Below are 19,548 nucleotides of genomic sequence, written 5' to 3'. Positions count from 1 at the left end.
CAAGTAGGCTGTAATGCAATATGGTGGGCGTAGCTCAGTTGGTAGAGCGCTGGATTGTGATTCCAGTTGTCGTGGGTTCGATTCCCATCGTCCACCCCATATTCTTCAAAGGCGCCTCGATTGCATCTGGCGCCTTTGTTTTAAGCGTTACGCGGACGTGGTGAAATTGGTAGACACACTGGATTTAGGTTCCAGCGGCGCAAGCTGTAAGAGTTCGAGTCTCTTCGTCCGCACCATGCTTCTGTAAGGCTGTACGGCAACACTGCAACACCGCAATATGGTGGGCGTAGCTCAGTTGGTAGAGCGCTGGATTGTGATTCCAGTTGTCGTGGGTTCGATTCCCATCGTCCACCCCATATTTTTCGAAGGCGCCTTGGTCGTGAGACCGGGCGCCTTTTTGTTTTGGGCGTTGGCCTGGGGCTCGCTGTGCTCAGGCGAGGGCAGGGCTGTTTTCCGGTACCAGGCGCACTTCGACGCGTTGCCCGAGGGCTCGTGCTGCGCTGGCCAGGGTTGCCAGGGTTGCCAGGGTCATGCCTGGGTCATTCTGGTCGAGTGCCCGGTCAACCGCGGTGCGGCTGGTGTGCATGCGCTCCGCCAGCGCTTTCTTGCTGACTTTCTGCGCTTTCATGGCCTCGGCAATCTGCCAGGCGATCACGCGCTTGAGGGCGGCGGCGGATACCTCTTCTGCAAGGTCTTCGCTTGCCAGGAAGTCGTCGAAGTCGGAGCCGATATGGGTGCTCATTGTTTGTGCCTCTCTATGGCGGCTTTGCGCTGCTTGGCGATGGCCATGGTGCGAGGGAGGCAGGTCAGCCATTCGCGCACGGGTTCATTGCCGGCTTCGGTGCGAAAGAAGCGGGCATCGAGTGTCATCGTGTTCCTGTCCATGGAGGTGTACCAAAAAAGGTTCTCCATTCAAGCGGAGGGCGTTCGCTTGGGCCATGGGGCGTTTCCTTCGGCGTTGTAGGCATGTTCGCCGGGCTGCAAACAATCCATCACGACCCTTGCAATCCTCTGGTGGCAGCCCAATAAAAGCTGTTAGATTTCAGCCGGTTGAAACATCGGCCCATTTGGCCGGCAGAGGAACAGCCCGATGATTGCAAAAGAAGCCCGTCAGGCCTTGGCGCTGCAGCGTTTTGCCGAGGCCAACCCGCAGCTGCTGGAAGAGATCCGCGAGCTGGATGCACGCGAGCAGGCCCAGCAGATCGAGTGGGCGTTCGAGGATGCGGCTGAGGAGCAAGGTATCCAGCCCTGGGAGCTGGCCCTGCAACTGATCGCCGAAACGCCGGAGCAACTGCAGGCCATGCGCCTGGAGACGCACCGTGAGGTGGCTGAGGCGCTGGGCATGGCGTGGGAAGAGTACTGCCAGTTCAACGAAATCGAGCCTGATTAAAAGGAAGCGATTGGTTGCTGGTGGTTGTTTGACAAAGTATTTCGGCTGCAGGGCGCCACAGGCGCCGTGCAGCAACTATTGAAGCAGGCCCGGCGCCATGGCGCACGGGCCTTGAAAGTTAATCGACCGGCGTGGTTTCCCGTCGTCCCGAGTGGGGTGACTTCTGCTGCGCGACTCACTAGAATGCTTGCCCTTGATTCTGGAGTCGGGCTAACGCCGGCTAACGTCTGTGCAACGAGGAATATCCATGCAAGTTTCTGTTGAAAACACTTCCGCTCTCGAGCGCCGCATGACCATCGCCGTTCCGGCCGAGCGCGTCGAGAACGAAGTCAACAAGCGTCTGCAGCAGACTGCCAAGCGCGCCAAGGTTGCCGGCTTCCGTCCGGGCAAAGTGCCAATGAGCGTGATCCGTCAGCGTTTCGAGGCCGATGCCCGTCAAGAGGCTTTCGGTGACCTGGTCCAGGCTTCCTTCTACGAAGCCATCGTCGAGCAGAAGCTGAACCCGGCTGGCGCCCCTGCGGTAGAGCCGAAGTCCTTCGAAAAGGGCAAGGACCTGGAATTCGTCGCCATCTTCGAAGTGTTCCCGGAGTTCACCGTTGGCGGCCTCGAGTCGATCAGCGTCGAGCGCCTGAGCGCCGAAGTGGCTGACGCCGACCTGGACAACATGCTGGAAGTGCTGCGCAAGCAGAACACCCGCTTCGAGGCCGTCGAGCGCGCCGCGCAGAACGACGACCAGGTCAACATCGACTTCGTCGGCAAGGTCGACGGTGAAGTGTTCGCCGGTGGTTCGGCCAAGGGCACCCAGCTGGTACTGGGCTCCGGCCGCATGATCCCGGGCTTCGAAGACGGCCTGGTTGGCGCCAAGGCGGGTGAAGAGCGCGTTGTCAACGTGACCTTCCCAGAGGACTACCAGAACCTGGACCTGGCAGGCAAAGCCGCCGAGTTCACCATCACCGTCAACAGCGTTTCCGCCCCTGTGCTGCCAGAACTGAACGAAGAATTCTTCGCCCAGTTCGGCATCAAGGAAACCACCCTGGAAGGCTTCCGCACCGAAGTTCGCAAGAACATGGAGCGTGAACTGCGCCAGGCCATCAAGGCCAAGGTGAAGAACCAGGTCATGGACGGTCTGCTGGCCGCCAACCCGATTGAAGTGCCGAAAGCCCTGCTGGAGAACGAAGTCAACCGTCTGCGCGTGCAGGCTGTTCAGCAGTTCGGCGGCAACATCAAGCCTGAGCAATTGCCGGCCGAGCTGTTCGAAGAACAAGCCAAGCGCCGTGTGGTGCTGGGCCTGATCGTGGCCGAAGTGGTCAAGCAGTTCGAGCTGAAGCCGGACGAAGGCAAGGTTCGCGAAATGATCGAGGAAATGGCTTCGGCTTATCAGGAGCCTGAGCAGGTCATCGCCTGGTACTACAAGAACGACCAGCAAATGAACGAAGTCCGTTCGGTTGTGCTGGAAGAACAAGTTGTAGATACTGTTCTGCAGAAAGCGACTGTGACCGACAAGTCGGTCTCGTACGAAGATGCCGTTAAACCAGCCCAGGCTCCTGCCGCCGCTGAGTAACCGGCTTCTCTCGTAGGAAACCCCACAAGCCAGCCTTCGAGCTGGCTTGTGCGTATTCAAGCCATGACTATTTGGGAGTGAGCGCAGGACATGTCCCGCAATTCTTATATTCAGCAGAGCTCTGACATCCAGGCCGCAGGCGGCCTGGTCCCGATGGTTATCGAGCAGTCCGCCCGTGGCGAACGCGCTTACGACATCTACTCGCGCCTGTTGAAGGAGCGCGTAATTTTCCTGGTCGGCCCGGTAGAAGACTACATGGCCAACCTCGTCGTGGCGCAACTGCTGTTCCTGGAAGCGGAAAACCCGGACAAGGATATCCATCTGTACATCAACTCGCCGGGCGGTTCGGTAACCGCCGGCATGTCGATCTACGACACCATGCAGTTCATCAAGCCGGACGTCTCGACCATCTGCATCGGCCAGGCCTGCAGCATGGGCGCCTTCCTGCTGGCTGCAGGTGCCAAGGGCAAGCGTCACTGCCTGCCCAACTCGCGCGTGATGATCCACCAGCCGCTGGGCGGCTTCCAGGGTCAGGCCACCGATATCGAGATCCACGCCCAGGAAATCCTCAATATCAAGGCCCGTCTGAACGAGCTGCTGGCCTACCACACCGGCCAGGATCTCGAGACCATCAAGCGCGACACCGAGCGTGACAACTTCATGAGCGCCTCGCGCGCGGCCGAGTACGGCCTGATCGACTCGGTCTACGACAAGCGGCAACTGGCCTCCTGACCCGGGGTGCCAGAGCAGGTGGGCGCGGAAAGCGCCTACCTGCGGACTTGAAAAAGCCCGCAATTGCCTTCATCTTGTGTTGCAAGCCTACCGGATTGGATCGATCGAATGACTGACACCCGTAACGGCGAGGACAGCGGCAAATTGCTCTATTGCTCCTTCTGCGGCAAAAGCCAGCACGAAGTGCGCAAATTGATTGCCGGGCCCTCGGTATTTATCTGCGACGAGTGCGTCGACCTGTGCAACGACATCATCCGTGAGGAGGTGCAGGAAGCCCAGGCCGAGAGCAGCGCGCACAAATTGCCTTCGCCGAAAGAAATCAGCGGCATCCTGGACCAGTACGTAATTGGTCAGGAGCGCGCGAAGAAGGTGCTGGCCGTAGCGGTGTACAACCACTACAAGCGCCTGAACCAGCGTGACAAGAAGGGTGACGAAGTCGAACTCGGCAAGAGCAACATCCTGCTCATCGGGCCGACCGGCTCGGGCAAGACCCTGCTCGCCGAAACCCTTGCACGCCTGTTGAACGTACCGTTCACCATTGCAGACGCCACCACCCTGACCGAAGCCGGTTACGTGGGTGAGGACGTCGAGAACATCATCCAGAAGCTGTTGCAGAAGTGCGACTACGATGTGGAAAAGGCCCAGATGGGCATTGTCTACATCGACGAGATCGACAAGATCTCGCGCAAGTCGGACAACCCGTCCATCACCCGTGACGTCTCGGGTGAGGGTGTGCAGCAGGCACTGCTGAAGCTGATCGAAGGCACCGTGGCTTCGGTTCCGCCGCAAGGTGGCCGCAAGCACCCGCAACAGGAATTCCTGCAGGTCGATACCCGCAACATCCTGTTCATCTGCGGTGGCGCCTTCTCGGGCCTGGAAAAGGTCATTCAGAACCGCTCCACCAAAGGTGGCATCGGTTTTGGCGCCGAAGTACGCAGCAAGGAAGAGGGCAAGAAGGTTGGCGAGTCCCTGCGTGAGGTCGAGCCGGACGATCTAGTCAAGTTTGGCCTGATCCCGGAATTCGTCGGCCGACTGCCGGTGCTGGCCACCCTCGACGAGCTGGACGAGGCTGCGCTGATGCAGATCCTCACCGAGCCGAAGAACGCCCTGACCAAGCAGTATGCCAAGCTGTTCGAGATGGAAAGCGTCGACCTCGAGTTCCGCAGCGATGCGCTCAAGGCCGTGGCACGCAAGGCACTGGAGCGCAAGACCGGCGCCCGTGGTCTGCGTTCGATTCTCGAGGGCGTGCTGCTCGACACCATGTACGAGATTCCTTCGAAGAAGGATGTCAGCAAGGTGGTGATCGACGAGAGCGTCATCGATGGCACCTCGCAGCCGCTGATGATCTACGAGAACAGCGAGCCGCAAGCCAAGGCCGCGCCGGATGCCTGAGACAGGTAAACGTCGCTGATGGTTGCAAGCACGAAGGGGCCTACGGGCCCCTTTCTGCTTTTCCTGCGCTAGCGCTTGTAATTTCCCAGGCATGCCCCCACATTAGGTCCAAGCATCATTTCCACCGGTTTCCGGCCATAAGGCCGCTGTAGAGGCGAAATCATGAAGACCACCCTCGACTTGCCTCTTTTGCCATTGCGCGATGTCGTTGTTTACCCGCACATGGTCATCCCGCTGTTCGTGGGGCGCGAAAAGTCCATCGAAGCCCTCGAGGCGGCGATGACGGGCGAAAAGCAGATCCTCCTGCTGGCCCAGAAAAACCCAGCCGACGATGACCCGGGCGAAGACGCCCTGTACCGCGTCGGTACCGTTGCCACCGTATTGCAATTGCTGAAGCTGCCCGATGGCACCGTCAAGGTGCTGGTCGAGGGCGAGCAGCGCGGCGCCGTCGAGCGTTTCAGCGAAGTGGAAGGGCACATTCGTGCCGAAGTTTCCCTGATCGACGAAGTCGACGCCGCCGAGCGCGAGTCGGAAGTGTTCGTGCGCACGCTGCTGTCGCAGTTCGAGCAATACGTGCAGCTGGGCAAGAAAGTCCCCGCCGAAGTCCTGTCTTCGCTGAACAGCATCGAAGAGCCGGGGCGCCTGGTCGACACCATGGCCGCGCACATGGCGCTGAAGATCGAGCAGAAGCAGGAAATCCTCGAAATCGTCGACCTGGCCACCCGTGTCGAACACGTATTGGCGCTGCTGGACGCGGAAATCGACCTGCTGCAGGTCGAAAAGCGTATCCGCGGCCGGGTCAAGAAGCAGATGGAGCGCAGTCAGCGTGAGTACTACCTGAATGAGCAGATGAAGGCCATTCAGAAAGAACTCGGTGACGGCGACGAAGGCCATAACGAAGTCGAAGAGCTGAAAAAGCGCATCGAAGCCGCTGGCCTGCCCAAGGATGCCCTGACCAAGGCCCAGGCCGAGCTGAACAAGCTCAAGCAGATGTCGCCGATGTCGGCCGAGGCCACCGTGGTCCGCTCCTACCTCGACTGGCTGGTGCAGGTGCCGTGGAAGGCCCAGAGCAAGGTGCGTCTGGACCTGGCCAAGGCCGAGGAAATCCTCGATGCCGACCACTATGGCCTGGAAGAGGTCAAGGAACGCATCCTCGAATACCTTGCCGTGCAAAAGCGCGTCAAGAAAATCCGCGGCCCGGTGCTGTGCCTGGTCGGCCCGCCTGGCGTCGGCAAGACCTCGCTGGCCGAGTCGATCGCCGCGGCCACCAACCGCAAGTTCGTGCGCATGGCCCTGGGCGGTGTGCGTGACGAGGCCGAGATTCGTGGCCACCGCCGGACCTACATCGGTTCGATGCCTGGCCGCCTGATCCAGAAGATGACCAAGGTAGGGGTGCGCAACCCGCTGTTCCTGCTGGACGAAATCGACAAGATGGGCAGCGACATGCGTGGCGACCCGGCCTCGGCGCTGCTCGAAGTGCTCGATCCGGAGCAGAACCACAACTTCAACGACCACTACCTGGAGGTCGATTACGATCTCTCGGACGTGATGTTCCTGTGCACCTCGAACTCGATGAACATCCCGCCGGCGCTGCTCGACCGGATGGAAGTCATCCGCCTGCCGGGTTACACCGAAGACGAGAAGATCAACATCGCGGTCAAGTACCTGGTGCCCAAGCAGGTCAAGGCCAACGGCCTGAAGAAGGAAGAGCTGGAGGTCGATGTTTCGGCGATCCGCGACATCATCCGCTACTACACCCGCGAAGCCGGCGTGCGTGGCCTGGAGCGGCAGATCGCCAAGGTCTGCCGCAAGGTGGTGAAGGAACATACCGGGCAGAAGCAGGTCAAGGTCAAGGTGGCCAGCGAGCAGCTGGAGCACCTGCTGGGCGTGCGCAAGTTCCGCTACGGCCTGGCCGAGCAGCAGGACCAGATCGGCCAGGTCACCGGCCTGGCCTGGACGCAGGTGGGGGGCGAGTTGCTGACCATCGAAGCCGTGGTCATCCCTGGCAAGGGCCAGCTGATCAAGACCGGCTCGCTGGGCGACGTCATGGTCGAATCGATTACCGCCGCGCAGACCGTGGTGCGCAGCCGCGCCCGCAGCCTAGGTATCGCTGCCGACTTCCACGAGAAGCATGATGTGCATATTCACATGCCCGAAGGCGCCACGCCGAAGGACGGCCCAAGCGCCGGTATCGGCATGTGCACTGCCCTGGTGTCGGCGCTGACGCAGATTCCGGTACGTGCGGATGTGGCCATGACCGGCGAAATCACCCTGCGCGGCCAGGTGCTGGCCATTGGCGGGCTGAAAGAAAAACTGCTGGCAGCACACCGTGGCGGCATCAAGACGGTGATCATTCCCGAGGAGAATGTTCGCGATCTGAAGGAGATTCCGGAAAATATCAAACAGGATCTGCAGATCAAACCGGTCAAATGGATTGACGAAGTCCTGCAAATTGCGCTGCAATACGCCCCGGAGCCCTTGCCAGATGTGGCTCCGGAGATTGTCGCGAAAGATGAGAAGCGCGACGGCGATGCTAAGGAAAGAATCAGCACGCACTAGTAGTTTTTTGCTGGGGGGCTTTCCTTGACAGTTTTTTCGGGGCCTTGCTATAAAGCGGCACGCTATTGTCATCAGGCCACCCAGCGCACGTTTCATAAGCTTTTCATTACATACTTAGAAACAAACTCAATAGAGAATAAGGGGACTTAGAGTGAACAAGTCGGAACTGATTGACGCTATCGCCGCATCTGCTGACATCCCGAAAGCTGTAGCCGGCCGTGCGCTGGACGCAGTCATCGAATCCGTCACCGGCGCCCTGAAGCAAGGTGACGATGTGGTACTGGTTGGCTTCGGTACCTTCTCGGTCAAGGAGCGCGCCGAGCGCACCGGCCGTAACCCGCAAACCGGCAAGGCGATCAAGATCGAAGCCGCCAAGGTTCCAGGTTTCAAGGCCGGCAAAGGCCTGAAAGACGCCGTCAACTAAGTCGTCTTTCAGCCGGACCCGGCCTGGCCAGGTCCGAGTACGGTGACGGCGGGGCGCAAACGTTCCCGCCTGACACGTTTGCTAAGCAAAGGCGCATCCTCGGATGCGCCTTTCTTTTATCAGGTTTCTACCCACGCTCCGCGGTTGTCGACGCAGTGGTACAGCCGTTTCTGGGGGACGCATGCTGCAAAATATCAGGGACAATTCACAAGGTTGGATTGCCAAGACCATCATCGGCCTTATCGTCGTATTGATGGCGTTGACCGGCTTCGAAGCCATTTTCCAGGCCGCCACCCATAGCCAGGACGCCGCCAAGGTGAACGGCCAGACCATCAGCCAGAACGAGCTGAGCCAGGCGGCCGACATGCAGCGCCGTCAGCTGATGCAACAGCTGGGCAAGGATTTCGACCCTGCGCTGCTGGATGACAAATTGCTGCGTGAAGAGGCCCTCAAGGGCCTGATCAGCCGCAAGCTGCTGCTGCAAGGTGCAGAAGACGCCAAGTTCGCCTTCTCCGAGGCCGCGCTGGATCAGGTGATCCTGCAGACGCCGGAATTCCAGGTGGACGGCAAGTTCAGTGCCGACCGTTTCGACCAGGTCATCCGCCAGATGGGCTACGGCCGCATGCAGTTCCGCGAGATGCTCGCCGAGGAAATGCTCATCGGCCAGCTGCGCACTGGCCTGGCCGGCAGCAGCTTTGTCACCGACCAGCAGGTCGATGCCTTCGCACGCCTCGAAAAGCAGACCCGCGACTTCGCCTCCCTGACCTTCAAGGCCGACCCGGCCGCGGTCAAGGTCAGCGACGACGAGGTCAAGGCGCACTACGACCAGCACGCCAAGGAGTTCATGTCGCCTGACCAGGTGGTGATCGACTACGTCGAGCTGAAGAAGTCGGCGTTCTTCGACCAGGCCAAGGTGACCGACGAAGAGCTCAAGGCCCAGTACGAGAAGGAAATCGCCAACCTCGCCGAGCAGCGCCATGCCGCGCACATCCTCATCGAGGTCAACGACAAGGTCACCGACGCCCAGGCCAAGGCCCGTGCCGAAGAGGTCGCGCAGCGCCTGGCCAAGGGTGAAGACTTTGCCGCGCTGGCCAAGTCGTACTCCCAGGACCCTGGTTCGGCCAACAGCGGTGGTGACCTTGGCTTCGCCGGCCCGGGCGTCTACGACCCGTCGTTCGAGGAGGCGCTGTACAAGCTGCAGGATGGCCAGGTCTCGGCGCCGGTGCGCACCGAGTTCGGCTACCACCTGATCAAGCTGCTGGGGGTTCAGGCGCCGGAAGTGCCAAGCTTCGCCAGTCTGAAGGACAAGCTGACCCGTGACCTGAAGGTGCCGCTGGTCGAGCAGCGTTACGTCGACGCCAGCAAGCAGCTGCAGGATGCCGCCTACGAGGCTTCCGACCTGGCCCAGCCGGCCCAGGACCTGAACCTGAAAGTGCACACTTCTGCAGCGTTCGGCCGTGAAGGTGGCGAAGGCATCACTGCCAACCGTGCGGTGGTGCAGGCTGCGTTCTCCGAAGAAGTGCTGGAGGAGGGTGCCAACAGCACCGCCATCGAACTCGACCCGGAAACCACCGTGGTGCTGCGCGTCAAGGAGCACCGCAAGCCGGAGCAACTGCCGCTGGAAGCGGTGGCCAGCAACATCCGCGAACACCTGGCCAAGGAGAAGGCGACTGCCGAGCTCAAGGTCAAGGCGGACAAGCTGATTGCCGGCCTGCGTGATGGTTCGATCGCAGCAGGTGGCGTGCACGAGGGGCAGGCCTGGAAGGCCTACGAGGCGGTCACCCGTGGCGAGGACGGCATCGACCCGGCCGAGCTGCAGGCGCTGTTCCGCCTGGGCAAGCCTCAGGCCAAGGACAAGCCGGTGTATGGCAGCGTGGTGCTGCGTGACGGCAGCCTGGTGGTCCTGCAGCTCAAGGGTGTCAACGAAGGCGCTACCGCCACCGACGAAGAGAAGCAGCAGATCCGCCGCTACCTCGCCTCGCGTGCTGGCCAGCAGGACTTCGCGGCCTACCGCAAGCAACTGGAAGCCAATGCGGACATCACCCGTTACTAAGGTGATTGTTGCATGACAAACAGGCCGCCTTGTGCGGCCTGTTTCGTTTTATGTCGCTTGTCCTGGCCTCATCGCCGGCAAGCCAGCTCCCACAGGTTTCCCACAGGGCTCAAGCATTGTGGGGAGCTGTGGGAGCTGGCTTGCCGGCGATGAGGCCAGTACAGGCAATACAGGCCTACCGCTTCACCCCTTCATAGCTATCCAGCGTATCCCGCGCAATTTCCCGCCCCAGGGCAATCAGCTCCGGCGCTTTGTAAAACTCGAAAAAGCGACACACCCGCTTGGGCACGTTGATCAGCACATCCGGTGGGTAGCCAGCAATCTTGTACTGCGCCAGCGAGGTCTGCATGACCTCGAAACTCTGGTTGATCAAGTCCAGTAGCGAAGCCGGCCCCACGTTGTCGATGATGAACGAGCCGGTCGCCGACTTTGGCGCGCCCTCGCTTTCCGGCGCCGCCGCCGGTTGCTGGCCTTCCGGGTTGGCAGCATCCGCCAGCCACGGGTTCGGCGACGCCAGCCCTTCGGCGACGATTTCCTGCTCGATACGGATCAGTTCCTCGGCCGGCTTGCGCCTGAACGGCAAGCGCGACCCCAGCGAACTCAACAAGGCATCGAAACGCATCTTGAACGCTGCCGGGCGTTCGATCACCGGCAACTGGTATTGCTTCTGGTTGGTGGCGTTGAGGTTGACCGCGATGATCAGGTCGCAGTGGCTGGAAACCACCGGCACGATTGGCAGCGGGTTGAGAATGCCACCGTCGACCAGCATGCGATTGCCTTGCACCACCGGTGTGAACAAGCTGGGGATGGCTGCCGAGGCACGCATGGCCTGGTGCAGGCAGCCCTCCTGGAACCAGATTTCCTGCTGGTTGGTGAGGTCGGCGGCCACCGCCGTGTAAGGGATGCGCAATTGTTCGATGTTGATCTCACCGACGATCTTGCGGATTTGCCCGAACACCTTGTCGCCGCGAATCGCGCCGAGGCGAAAGCTGACATCGACCAGGCGCAGCACATCCAGGTAGTCGAGGCTTTCGATCCAGTTGCGGTACTCTTCCAGCTTGCCAGCGGCGTAGATGCCACCAATGACCGCACCCATCGAACAGCCGGCGATGCAGGCGATGTCGTAGCCGCGGCGTTCGATTTCCTCGATCACGCCGATGTGTGCATACCCCCGGGCGCCACCCGATCCCAGTACCAGTGCCACGCGTTTACTCATGAATATTCCCCGGCCAGTGCAACCATGGTCCTACAATGCACCCATCGTTGCCTGTGCTTCAATGTCCTTCGCGCTGAGCTACTGTAATAAAACTGACCCGGCAAAGCCGCCTGGGCAGGGCACTTTTCAGCTGTCAGGGCGTCGAACAGCCACCGTTTTTTTCCATTGAGGTATTACCAATGAAAGCCTGGATCTGCCTTCCACTGATCGCCTTGGCCCTTGCTGGCTGTGCGGGCAAGACGGCCTACCGTGAAAGTTGTGCGAGCCAACTGGATGCCGCCTGGAAGGAGCTGGACCTGGCCAAGGCCGAAGGCTTTGCCGGCGCGGTGAGTTATTCCAAAGCCTTGTCGCTGTTGACCGGGGCCAAGACCCAGCAGCAGTTCGAAGGGTATGAAAGCTGCACCAACAAAGCCGAAAAGGCGCGCTTCTACATTCGTGAATCGCGCGCCGGGCGCTGACCAGGGAGCGTCTCTCGATGTCTGCCATGCTCGATCATGTGGTTGCCCAGATAGTGGCCTTGCAGGTGCGCCTGCTGGCCTGCCGCGAACGCCTGGCTGCCGACACCGACAGCGAGGCATTGCACGACCTGCGCACCACCCTGCGGCGCCTGCGCAGCCTGCTGCGCCCGCTGCGTGGGTTGCCGGGGGTGGAGCAACTGGAGGAAGCCGCCAAGGCGCTGGGTGGCCTGACCACGCCGCTGCGTGACCGCGAGGTGCTGGCTGGCGAACTGATCAGGCGTGGCTTTGCCGAACCGGGGCAGCAGCGCCTGCAAGGGCGAGGCAAGACCTTCGCCAGTGTTGCCGCCAGCCCGCAGTTGATGCGGGTACTGGCGATTGTCGATGCGTTCCCGTTGTTTCTGCGGGCGGCCGGCCGTGAAGGCCTCGACAAGGGCCTGAAAAAGCGTATCGACAAGCGCCTGGTCAAACAGTGGCGCAAGTTGCACGACGCGCTGCGCGACCCGGCTCACGACCGCCACCGGCTGCGTTTGTTGATCAAGCGTGCGCGTTACGGTGACGAGGCCTATCCGCAGCTCGAGCATGCCGGGAAGAAGTTGCAGCGCCTGCTGAAGCGGGCCCAGGGCGACCTGGGTGACTGGCATGATCGCCTGCAATGGCTGCTGCAAGCGCGCGAGCATGCCGACCTGGCACCGTGCCAGGCCGAGTGGGAGCGGGAGTTGCACGCCGCCGAGCGCCATTCGGATGTGACCCTGGATGCGCTGCAACAGGCACTGTCGCGGCGAAAGCCCGAAAAATGACCGATATGCGGGCTGATCGGCGAGGGTTTGCTGGCTAGGATGGGCAGACCTTTTCGCTGCAGGCAGGAGCCGGTCAAATGAATTTCAAGCAACTGCTCGACGCCGTGCGGGCCAACCCAGATGCTGTCAGCATTCCGCCCAGCTGGGCCCAGGGCCGCGCCGCCTTTGGCGGGCTGATGGCCGCCTTGGTGTATGAAACCATGCGCCAGAAACTCTCCGATGACCGCCCGGTGCGCTCGCTGGCCATCAGCTTCGTTGCACCGGCCGCAGCGGATGTACCCATCCGCTTCGAGGTGGAGGTGTTGCGTGAAGGCAAGGCCGTCAGCACGTTGCTCGGCCGTGCCGTTCAGGACGGCCAGGTGGTGACCCTGGTGCAGGGCAATTTCGGTGCCGGGCGGCCGTCAGTGGTCGATGTGCCTGCGTTGCCGGCCATGGACATGACAGCGCTCGAAGAAGCCGCCCCCGAACTGCCCAATATCAAAGGCGTCACCCCCGAGTTCATGCAGCATGTGGCCTTGCGCTGGGCGATAGGCGGGCTGCCCTTCAGTGGTAACCCGTCGCGGCGGATGGGCGGTTGGGTACGTTTGCGTGGAATGGAAGAAGAACCGGTCACCGAGGCGCACCTGCTGGCGCTGGTCGATGCCTGGCCGCCGAGCCTGTTGCCACTGCTCAAGCAGCCCGCTGCGGGCAGTACGCTGACCTGGACCATCGAATTCGTGCAACCCACGGCGCAGTTGTCGACCCTGGACTGGTGCCGTTACTGCGTGGAAACCGAATATGCGCGTGATGGTTACGGCCATGCCGCCGCTGCCCTGTGGACGGCACAGGGGCAGCTGCTGGCCTTGAGCCGGCAGACGGTTACCGTGTTTGCCTGACCGGCTGCAGCAGAGCATCAGCGCCGATGCTTGTGCCGCTCCCGCCAGGCCTTCCACCAGGCCCCGCTCAGCACGAAGCGCGGAAAGGTGATGAACTGCTCGGTCAGCAGGCGCTGCACGGCGTCCTTGCGGTTGGCGAACGGCTCGGGCTGCTCGGCTTCCAGGCGATGGCCTTGGCGCTGCAAACCCAGGCCGGCGATCAAGGCGATGATGCCAACGGCAATCTGCCCCAGGTCCAGACTGAACAGCCCGGACAGCATCAACAACGCGCCCAGGATGAACAGCGGCACGGCGATCAGGTGCAGCACCAGATTGGTCGGGTGGCGGTGATTGTGGTGGTAGCCGCGCCATTGCCAGCTGGGCAGATTGGGCAGTCGTTTGCTCATGGGCATTTCCTCTCGGTCATGCCCAAAGCTTAGTGCGGCCCCCGGCGGGAGGCCAATCGAGGCTGGCTATGGTGACTATAGCTTGAGCTGGCCAATGGCCTTGTTCAGTTCGCCGGCCAGGGTGGCCAGTTCGCTGCTGGTGCTCGCCGAGCCGACGGTCTGCTGCACGGTCTGTTCGGTGACATCACGGATGCTCACCACCGCACGGTTCATTTCCTCGGCCACCTGGCTCTGCTGCTCCGCCGCCACGGCAATCTGGGTGTTGCTTTCGCGCATCTGCGCCACGGCGCCGGTGATCTCGGCCAGTGCTGCACCGGCCTCCTGCGCCTGCCTGACACAGTCGTCCGCCTTGTACGAGCTTTCCTGCATGAACTCGACCGCATCGCGGGTGCCCGATTGCAGGGCCGAGACCATGGTGGTGATCTCGTCGGTGGAGGTTTGCACGCGCTTGGCCAGGTTGCGCACTTCATCGGCCACCACGGCAAAGCCGCGGCCCAGGTCGCCGGCGCGTGCTGCTTCGATGGCGGCGTTCAGCGCCAGCAGGTTGGTCTGCTCGGCGATGCTGTGGATCACACTGACCACGCCGTTGATTTTCTGGCTGTCTTGCGCCAGCTGGCGGATCATTTCGGCGGTTTGCTGCACGCCGCTGGACAGCCCGGAAATCGAATCCTGCACCCGGCTGACTACCGCCTGCCCGCTACCGGCCAGGGTGTCGGCCGTTTGCGACAGGTCCCGGGTGGCGCCGGCATGTTGGGCAATGTGGTGCACCGTCGCCGTCATTTCGTTGATCGCGGTAGCGGCCTGGTCGGTCTCGCTCTGCTGGCCGAGCATGCCGTGACGCACATCGCTCATGCTCGCCGCCAGGCGCACGGCACCCGAGTCCAGTTGTGCGGCGGTGTTTGCGACGGTGCTGACCACGCGGTGGTAGGTTGCCTGCATGGCGTTGAAGGCCCCGGCCATCTGCCCGACTTCGTCGCCACAGGCCAGCGGCACGCGGGCCGACAGGTCGCCGGTTTTTTCCACGTGCAGCATCACATCCTTGAGCGTGTTGAGCTGGCTGAGCAGGAAGCGGATCAGCAGTTGCGAGGCGCCGAGCATGGCCAGCATCAGGATCAGTACGCACACCGCATAGTTGCTGAAACGCTCGAAGAACACCTGGCGCAGGCTTGGCACCTGGGCCAGCACGGCTAGCTGCTGGTCGCCGTTGCGCAGCACGTGCGCGCCATGTAACGGGTTATTGCCGAGGATTCGCGCGGCCGGCAGCTCGACCCAGCCCTGGGCGTTGCGCAGGGCTTCGAGGGGTTCACCGGCGAAGGTAGGCAGCTGCCCGGCCGACCAACTGATGACATTGGCCGTGCGCGGCAGTGGCTGCCCGGCCGGCCAGGCGGCCAGCAACTGAGCCTGGGCGACCGCCTGGGCCTGCGCCGCTTCGGCGCGGGCGCGTTGCTCCAGGTGCACGGCATACAGCACCAGCAGCAAGGTCGTGACAAAGGCCACCGCGTTGACGGCCCAGAATTTGTACTTCAGGGAAACATTGCTAAGCCAGGCACCCATGGGCAGGTCTTCTCTGAGTTGAGCGGAAACAATATTGGCAAGGTGCCATCATTGTGCCCGCCCAAGCCAGGGGCTTTGTTGATGTGTATCAAGAAAATTCCGCCGGCCAGGGTAGCCCTGCCGCTGCTTCAGGGAAGCTGAAAGAACGCTCGCGCAGTCGCGGTGGTATGCGCCGCCGTATGCTCGGCCGTCTCCCCCCGGTGCACGGCGACCTCGCGCAACACCTCGGGCAGGAATGCCGGTTCGTTGCGCCCGTTTTTCGGTTTCGGCCGCAGGCTGCGCGGCAGCAGGTAGGGCGCATCGCTTTCCAGCATCAGCCGCCCTTCGGCAATGTTGGCCACCAGCGGGTGCAGGTGGGTTCCGCGGCGTTCGTCACAGATCCACCCGGTAATGCCGATGTGCAGGTCCATGTCCAAATAGGCGAACAGCGCGTCGCGCTCGCCGGTAAAGCAGTGCACCACCGCGCCGGTCAGGTGGTCGCGGTAATCCTTGAGGATCGCCAGCAGGCGCTCGCTGGCATCGCGTTCGTGCAGGAACACCGGCAGGCGCAGCTCGGCAGCCAGTGCCAGCTGTGCCTCCAGGGCTTTTTCCTGAAGCGGGCGAGGGGAGAAGTCGCGGTTGAAGTCCAGCCCGCATTCCCCCACGGCGCGTACCCGTGGCTGGCTCAGCAACTGGCGCAACTGGCGCTCGCTGCCGGCATCCCAGGCCTTGGCATCATGCGGGTGCACGCCGGCCGTGGCGAACAGGTGCGCGCCACCTGCATCCAGCTGCTGGCACAGCTCCAGTGCCTGTTCGCTGACCGCAAGGCTGGTGCCGGTCAGCACCATCTGCGTGACCCCAGCTTCGAGGGCGCGCTCGACGACGGCCGCCTGCTGGTCGTGGAAACTGCTGTTGGTCAGGTTGACGCCGATATCGATCAGTTGCATGGTGCTACCTCGTGCCGCGGGGCGGCCAGCATAGCAAAAACCGTGTTTTTGCGGAAAAACCAAGAACTTCATACTGTTGCCATGGTCTTTTGCCGTCATTTCTCACTTGGCGGTGCCACCCCATGGCTGCCGCCCACCGACCACGGACACGTTTGCGCATGCTGCGATGCTGGTTGATTTTCCTGCTGACGCTCGGGCTGGTTGCCGCAGGGCCCGCGCATGCGCGGCTGCCGGGGCCGCAGCAGAACATTCCGCCCGCCAAGGTGCGGGACCTGCAGCAGATTCGCAGCAGCCAGGTGCTGCGGGTGCTGGTCAACCAGAGCCGCAACAGCTCCGGTGAGGTCAAGGGCGAGCCGGTCGGCATCGAATACTATCGCCTGCGTGCCCTTGAGCATTACCTCAACGCCCGCGCCGGCGACGGCCAGCAGATCCGGCTCAAGTTGATCCCGCGGGCCAAGGAGCAGTTGCTGGGCGCCCTGGCCCGCGGCGAGGGCGACCTGGCCGCGCCGGGCGAGCTGCTCGACCCCGGCGTGGTGCGCGAGGTCAGCAGCAGCGCGCCGGTGCTCGAGCAGGTGCCGCTGGTGCTGGTGGGGCGCAAGGGCGAACGCAGTTTCCGTCATGTCGAGCAGCTGTCCGGGCGAACCGTGGCCCTGACCAGCGCCAGTGCCGCCGGCCCGTTGATCCAGCAGGTCAACCAGCAGCTGGCACTGCGCAAGCGCGCGCCCATCAAGGTGGAGTGGGTCGATGCGACCCTCGCGGTGGAGGATGTGCTGGAAATGGTCCAGGCCGGCATCTATCACCTGACCGTGGTCGAGCAGCCGATCGCCCGGCGCTGGGCCCGGGTGATGCCGCGCCTGCGCCTGGACAGCCGCGTGCAACTGGGGCCACCGCAAGCCATGCGCTGGTACGTGGGGCAGGATGCGCCGCAGTTGCTGGCCACCGTCGATCGTTTCTTGCAGGGTTACCGCGCGCCGGACAACCAGGACGCTGCCTTCGAGCGCATCTACCGCCGCCAGTACCGCGTACATGATCCGTTGGCAAGCAAGGACCGCCAGCGCCTGACTGCAGTGCGTGCAGTGCTGCAGAAACATGCCGAGGCGCAGCAGATCGACTGGCTCAACCTGGCCGCGCTGGCCTTCAAGGAGTCGACGCTCAACCCCAACGCACGCGGCACCGGCGGGGCCCATGGCCTGATGCAGATCACGCCTTCGGCGGCGCAGCGGGTGGGGGTGAGCAATACCGCCACGGTGGACGGCAACGTTCAGGCCAGCGCCCGTTATCTGGCGCTGATCCGGCGCAAGTTCTTTGCCAGTGCCAGGATCAACGAACGTGAGCGCATGGCCTTCGTACTGGCGGCGTACAACCTCGGCCCCGAGCGGGTCCAGGCGATGCGCGCCGAAGCGCGGCGGCGCGGGTTCAATGGCGACCAATGGTTCTTCCAGACCGAACGCATCGCCATGGAGCAGGTGGGGATGGGCCCCGTCAACTTCGTCAACAGCGTCAACAAGTACTTTGTAGCGTTCAATCGGGAGCGTGCCGCGCTGGAGCGTGTGGTGAAGCGTTAATTAATCGATTTTATCGATTTTTATGCGGGATTTTTGCGGTTTTCATATCTATTGTATTGATTATGATGGCGCCCATCCCAACACAACTTCCCCGCTTCAAGGAGCTTTCCACATGAACAACCCAACCCTCAACGCCGTGTTCTCCACCCGCGCCGGCACCGGCCTCAGTGTCATCCGCATCCTGGTGGGCATCATCTTCATGGCGCATGGCGCGCAAAAACTGTTCGGCCTGTTCGGCGGTTATGGTCTGGAAGGCACCGGCCAGTGGATGGAAAGCATCGGCCTGGCCCCGGGCTATCTGATGGCCCTGTTGTCCGGCAGTGCCGAATTCTTTGGCGGCCTGGCCCTGGTGCTCGGTCTGCTGGTCCGTCCTGCGGCCTTGGCGTTGAGCGTGACCCTGGTGGTGGCGATCGTCTCGGTGCACATCGGCAACGGCCTGTTCATGGCCAACAACGGCTACGAGTTCGGCCTGGCCTTGCTGGCAGGTACCGTGGCGGTGCTGATCGAAGGCGCCGGGCGCTTCTCGCTGGACCGCCTGATTGCCCGCTGATACACCCTGAGCAGCAAGATACAAGCCTCAGGCCGATCACTTTCGGCTTGAGGCTTGTATCTTGCCGCTTGTAGCTCTAGCATACCGTCTGCGCCGATTTAAACAGCTACTTGCGGGGCGCAGGAAGCCCTCGTTACGGGTCATCCGAAATACCGCTAAAGCGCTGGTTCGGTGACGCCTCCCACCGCTGCCCAGCGGGATTCGCGAGGCGGAGAGAAGCTCCATGAGTTGCCCACGTACCAGTGTCTGTCTGACCCCCTTGCCTGCCAGCCAGGCGTCCCGCACACCGCGCATCCTGCTCGGCGGCCAGCATCAACCCACGCTTTTACGTCACCTCGAAGGGCTGTCCCGGCGCAAGGGGCAGGCGCGTGCCTTTCTGATCCAGTTCGCCGATACCGGCTGCCACCTCGCGCAGTATGGCAATGACCGTTTCGACCTGGCGGTGATCCAGGCGCCGGTGCCGGACGAGGCCGCCGAAGTCATCGGCCACCTTACCCGCATTGCGCGTCAAGGCCTGATCACCCGCCGCTGAGGAGCGCGCTGTTGAGTACCAACATCATCACCACGCAAGGCCATGAGGCGCTGAAGAAAGAGCTGGACCACCTGTGGCGGGTGTACCGCCCGGAGATCACCCAGAAGGTCGCCTGGGCGGCGTCGCTGGGTGATCGCAGCGAGAACGCCGACTACCAGTACAACAAGAAATTGCTGCGCGAGATCGACCGCCGGGTGCGTTACCTGCGCAAGCGCCTTGAAGATGTGAAGGTGGTGGCTTACTCGCCGCAGCAGGAGGGCAAGGTGTTTTTCGGTGCCTGGGTGGAAATCGAGAACGACGAGGGCGAGACCCTGAAGTTTCGCATTGTCGGTTATGACGAAATCTACGGGCGCAATGACTACATCTCGATCGACTCGCCCATGGCCCGCGCCCTGCTGAAGAAGCAAGAGGGTGATGAGGTGGTGGTCCACACGCCTACCGGTGAAGCGACCTGGTATGTGAACAGCATCAGTTACGATCAGTGATCCTGTGTTGCCAGGCCTGGCCTCTTCGCGGGTAAACCCGCTCCCACAGGTCGCGCGTTACCTTCAAGGGTAATGCATTACCTGTGGGAGCGG

20 protein-coding genes and 3 tRNA genes are annotated in these 19,548 nt (G+C 62.2%); 17 read left to right on the top strand and 6 right to left on the bottom strand.

Annotated elements, in window-relative coordinates; genetic code table 11:
* Nucleotides 1-23 precede the first annotated feature (23 nt).
* The 3 genes from C6A77_RS13010 to C6A77_RS13000 all read left to right on the top strand — a co-directional run bounded on the left by C6A77_RS13010 (nt 24) and on the right by C6A77_RS13000 (nt 356).
* Nucleotides 24-99 (top strand) — tRNA-His (locus C6A77_RS13010).
* A 52-nt stretch (nt 100-151) separates the two neighbouring features.
* Nucleotides 152-236 (top strand) — tRNA-Leu (locus C6A77_RS13005).
* Between the two features lie 44 nt (nt 237-280).
* A tRNA-His gene (locus C6A77_RS13000) sits at nt 281-356 on the top strand.
* 74 nt (nt 357-430) lie between these two features.
* Here C6A77_RS13000 and C6A77_RS12995 read toward each other — a convergent pair.
* Both C6A77_RS12995 and C6A77_RS26125 read right to left on the bottom strand, forming a co-directional pair.
* Nucleotides 431-742 carry an XRE family transcriptional regulator gene (locus C6A77_RS12995; RefSeq protein WP_161959670.1) on the bottom strand — a complete coding sequence of 104 codons (312 nt, stop codon included), beginning with the start codon at nt 740-742 and terminating at the stop codon, nt 431-433.
* On the bottom strand, nt 739-870 hold the full coding sequence (locus C6A77_RS26125) for a hypothetical protein (protein ID WP_275937129.1): 132 nt from the start codon (nt 868-870) through the stop codon (nt 739-741). The genes C6A77_RS12995 and C6A77_RS26125 overlap by 4 nt, the downstream gene beginning before the upstream one ends.
* A 220-nt stretch (nt 871-1,090) precedes the next feature.
* Between C6A77_RS26125 and C6A77_RS12985 the strand changes: the two genes are divergently transcribed.
* The 7 genes from C6A77_RS12985 (at nt 1,091) to C6A77_RS12955 (ending at nt 10,111) form a co-directional block, all read left to right on the top strand.
* A complete protein-coding gene (locus C6A77_RS12985) occupies nt 1,091-1,390 on the top strand; it encodes a DUF6388 family protein (RefSeq protein ID WP_114169830.1) in 300 nt (99 codons plus the stop codon).
* Between the two features lie 247 nt (nt 1,391-1,637).
* Nucleotides 1,638-2,951 carry a trigger factor gene (gene tig / locus C6A77_RS12980; protein WP_114169829.1) on the top strand — a complete coding sequence of 438 codons (1,314 nt, stop codon included), beginning with the start codon at nt 1,638-1,640 and terminating at the stop codon, nt 2,949-2,951.
* Nucleotides 2,952-3,041: 90 nt separating this feature from the next.
* Nucleotides 3,042-3,683: an ATP-dependent Clp endopeptidase proteolytic subunit ClpP gene (gene clpP / locus C6A77_RS12975; protein WP_003259400.1), complete on the top strand. Its 642-nt coding sequence runs from the start codon at nt 3,042-3,044 to the stop codon at nt 3,681-3,683.
* A gap of 108 nt (nt 3,684-3,791) precedes the next feature.
* On the top strand, nt 3,792-5,075 hold the full coding sequence (gene clpX, locus C6A77_RS12970) for an ATP-dependent Clp protease ATP-binding subunit ClpX (RefSeq protein ID WP_025338419.1): 1,284 nt from the start codon (nt 3,792-3,794) through the stop codon (nt 5,073-5,075).
* Nucleotides 5,076-5,237: 162 nt separating this feature from the next.
* Nucleotides 5,238-7,634, top strand: coding sequence for an endopeptidase La (gene lon, locus C6A77_RS12965; RefSeq protein WP_114169828.1), 2,397 nt, complete (start codon nt 5,238-5,240; stop codon nt 7,632-7,634).
* 151 nt (nt 7,635-7,785) lie between these two features.
* Nucleotides 7,786-8,058, top strand: a complete 273-nt coding sequence (gene hupB / locus C6A77_RS12960) for a nucleoid-associated protein HU-beta (protein WP_003250246.1) — start codon at nt 7,786-7,788, stop codon at nt 8,056-8,058.
* Between the two features lie 181 nt (nt 8,059-8,239).
* Nucleotides 8,240-10,111 carry a SurA N-terminal domain-containing protein gene (locus C6A77_RS12955; protein ID WP_114169827.1) on the top strand — a complete coding sequence of 624 codons (1,872 nt, stop codon included), beginning with the start codon at nt 8,240-8,242 and terminating at the stop codon, nt 10,109-10,111.
* A gap of 175 nt (nt 10,112-10,286) precedes the next feature.
* Here the strand turns inward: C6A77_RS12955 and C6A77_RS12950 are convergent, their stop codons facing one another.
* Nucleotides 10,287-11,327 (bottom strand): patatin-like phospholipase family protein, encoded by a 1,041-nt coding sequence (locus C6A77_RS12950; RefSeq protein WP_114169826.1) that lies wholly within the window; start codon nt 11,325-11,327, stop codon nt 10,287-10,289.
* A 179-nt stretch (nt 11,328-11,506) separates the two neighbouring features.
* Here C6A77_RS12950 and C6A77_RS12945 point away from each other — a divergent pair, with 179 nt between their 5' ends.
* The 3 genes from C6A77_RS12945 to C6A77_RS12935 all read left to right on the top strand — a co-directional run bounded on the left by C6A77_RS12945 (nt 11,507) and on the right by C6A77_RS12935 (nt 13,457).
* Entirely contained in the window at nt 11,507-11,785 is a 279-nt protein-coding gene (locus C6A77_RS12945; RefSeq protein WP_114169825.1) for a hypothetical protein, read from the top strand.
* A gap of 17 nt (nt 11,786-11,802) precedes the next feature.
* The gene (locus C6A77_RS12940) at nt 11,803-12,582 is read left to right on the top strand and encodes a CHAD domain-containing protein (protein WP_114169824.1); all 780 of its coding nucleotides are present in this window, start codon (nt 11,803-11,805) and stop codon (nt 12,580-12,582) included.
* Nucleotides 12,583-12,659: 77 nt separating this feature from the next.
* The gene (locus C6A77_RS12935; RefSeq protein WP_114169823.1) at nt 12,660-13,457 is read left to right on the top strand and encodes a thioesterase family protein; all 798 of its coding nucleotides are present in this window, start codon (nt 12,660-12,662) and stop codon (nt 13,455-13,457) included.
* Between the two features lie 17 nt (nt 13,458-13,474).
* On the opposite strand, the gene C6A77_RS12930 is transcribed toward C6A77_RS12935, so the two are convergent.
* From C6A77_RS12930 to C6A77_RS12920, 3 genes are all read right to left on the bottom strand, one after another.
* Nucleotides 13,475-13,843, bottom strand: a complete 369-nt coding sequence (locus tag C6A77_RS12930) for an Mpo1-like protein (RefSeq protein ID WP_114169822.1) — start codon at nt 13,841-13,843, stop codon at nt 13,475-13,477.
* Nucleotides 13,844-13,918: 75 nt separating this feature from the next.
* On the bottom strand, nt 13,919-15,397 hold the full coding sequence (locus tag C6A77_RS12925; protein WP_114169821.1) for a methyl-accepting chemotaxis protein: 1,479 nt from the start codon (nt 15,395-15,397) through the stop codon (nt 13,919-13,921).
* A 128-nt stretch (nt 15,398-15,525) separates the two neighbouring features.
* On the bottom strand, nt 15,526-16,323 hold the full coding sequence (locus C6A77_RS12920) for a TatD family hydrolase (protein ID WP_114169820.1): 798 nt from the start codon (nt 16,321-16,323) through the stop codon (nt 15,526-15,528).
* A gap of 158 nt (nt 16,324-16,481) precedes the next feature.
* Between C6A77_RS12920 and C6A77_RS12915 the strand changes: the two genes are divergently transcribed.
* The 4 genes from C6A77_RS12915 (at nt 16,482) to greB (ending at nt 19,455) form a co-directional block, all read left to right on the top strand.
* Nucleotides 16,482-17,888 (top strand): transglycosylase SLT domain-containing protein, encoded by a 1,407-nt coding sequence (locus C6A77_RS12915; RefSeq protein ID WP_114169819.1) that lies wholly within the window; start codon nt 16,482-16,484, stop codon nt 17,886-17,888.
* A gap of 112 nt (nt 17,889-18,000) precedes the next feature.
* A complete protein-coding gene (locus C6A77_RS12910; RefSeq protein ID WP_114169818.1) occupies nt 18,001-18,438 on the top strand; it encodes a DoxX family protein in 438 nt (145 codons plus the stop codon).
* Between the two features lie 223 nt (nt 18,439-18,661).
* Nucleotides 18,662-18,970 (top strand): hypothetical protein, encoded by a 309-nt coding sequence (locus C6A77_RS12905; protein ID WP_114169817.1) that lies wholly within the window; start codon nt 18,662-18,664, stop codon nt 18,968-18,970.
* A gap of 11 nt (nt 18,971-18,981) precedes the next feature.
* A complete protein-coding gene (gene greB / locus C6A77_RS12900; protein ID WP_114169816.1) occupies nt 18,982-19,455 on the top strand; it encodes a transcription elongation factor GreB in 474 nt (157 codons plus the stop codon).
* Nucleotides 19,456-19,548: the final 93 nt, after the last annotated feature.

This window comes from Pseudomonas sp. AFG_SD02_1510_Pfu_092 (assembly GCF_003331055.1).
In the GTDB taxonomy this organism is placed as follows: Bacteria; Pseudomonadota; Gammaproteobacteria; order Pseudomonadales; family Pseudomonadaceae; genus Aquipseudomonas.
The sequence above is the reverse complement of the archived record's forward strand: the minus strand, read 5'-3'. Positions and strand labels throughout refer to the sequence as shown.

Coding starts and splice junctions, on each gene's coding strand:
- C6A77_RS12995 (WP_161959670.1), bottom strand. CDS start 742: ATGAGCACCCATATCGGCTCCGACTTCGACGACTTCCTGGCAAGCGAA.
- clpX (WP_025338419.1), top strand. CDS start 3,792: ATGACTGACACCCGTAACGGCGAGGACAGCGGCAAATTGCTCTATTGC.
- C6A77_RS12985 (WP_114169830.1), top strand. CDS start 1,091: ATGATTGCAAAAGAAGCCCGTCAGGCCTTGGCGCTGCAGCGTTTTGCC.
- C6A77_RS12920 (WP_114169820.1), bottom strand. CDS start 16,323: ATGCAACTGATCGATATCGGCGTCAACCTGACCAACAGCAGTTTCCAC.
- C6A77_RS12940 (WP_114169824.1), top strand. CDS start 11,803: ATGTCTGCCATGCTCGATCATGTGGTTGCCCAGATAGTGGCCTTGCAG.
- C6A77_RS26125 (WP_275937129.1), bottom strand. CDS start 870: ATGACACTCGATGCCCGCTTCTTTCGCACCGAAGCCGGCAATGAACCC.
- C6A77_RS12905 (WP_114169817.1), top strand. CDS start 18,662: ATGAGTTGCCCACGTACCAGTGTCTGTCTGACCCCCTTGCCTGCCAGC.
- C6A77_RS12915 (WP_114169819.1), top strand. CDS start 16,482: ATGCTGCGATGCTGGTTGATTTTCCTGCTGACGCTCGGGCTGGTTGCC.
- C6A77_RS12935 (WP_114169823.1), top strand. CDS start 12,660: ATGAATTTCAAGCAACTGCTCGACGCCGTGCGGGCCAACCCAGATGCT.
- tig (WP_114169829.1), top strand. CDS start 1,638: ATGCAAGTTTCTGTTGAAAACACTTCCGCTCTCGAGCGCCGCATGACC.
- C6A77_RS12930 (WP_114169822.1), bottom strand. CDS start 13,843: ATGAGCAAACGACTGCCCAATCTGCCCAGCTGGCAATGGCGCGGCTAC.
- C6A77_RS12925 (WP_114169821.1), bottom strand. CDS start 15,397: ATGGGTGCCTGGCTTAGCAATGTTTCCCTGAAGTACAAATTCTGGGCC.
- C6A77_RS12955 (WP_114169827.1), top strand. CDS start 8,240: ATGCTGCAAAATATCAGGGACAATTCACAAGGTTGGATTGCCAAGACC.
- C6A77_RS12950 (WP_114169826.1), bottom strand. CDS start 11,327: ATGAGTAAACGCGTGGCACTGGTACTGGGATCGGGTGGCGCCCGGGGG.
- C6A77_RS12910 (WP_114169818.1), top strand. CDS start 18,001: ATGAACAACCCAACCCTCAACGCCGTGTTCTCCACCCGCGCCGGCACC.
- C6A77_RS12945 (WP_114169825.1), top strand. CDS start 11,507: ATGAAAGCCTGGATCTGCCTTCCACTGATCGCCTTGGCCCTTGCTGGC.
- lon (WP_114169828.1), top strand. CDS start 5,238: ATGAAGACCACCCTCGACTTGCCTCTTTTGCCATTGCGCGATGTCGTT.
- clpP (WP_003259400.1), top strand. CDS start 3,042: ATGTCCCGCAATTCTTATATTCAGCAGAGCTCTGACATCCAGGCCGCA.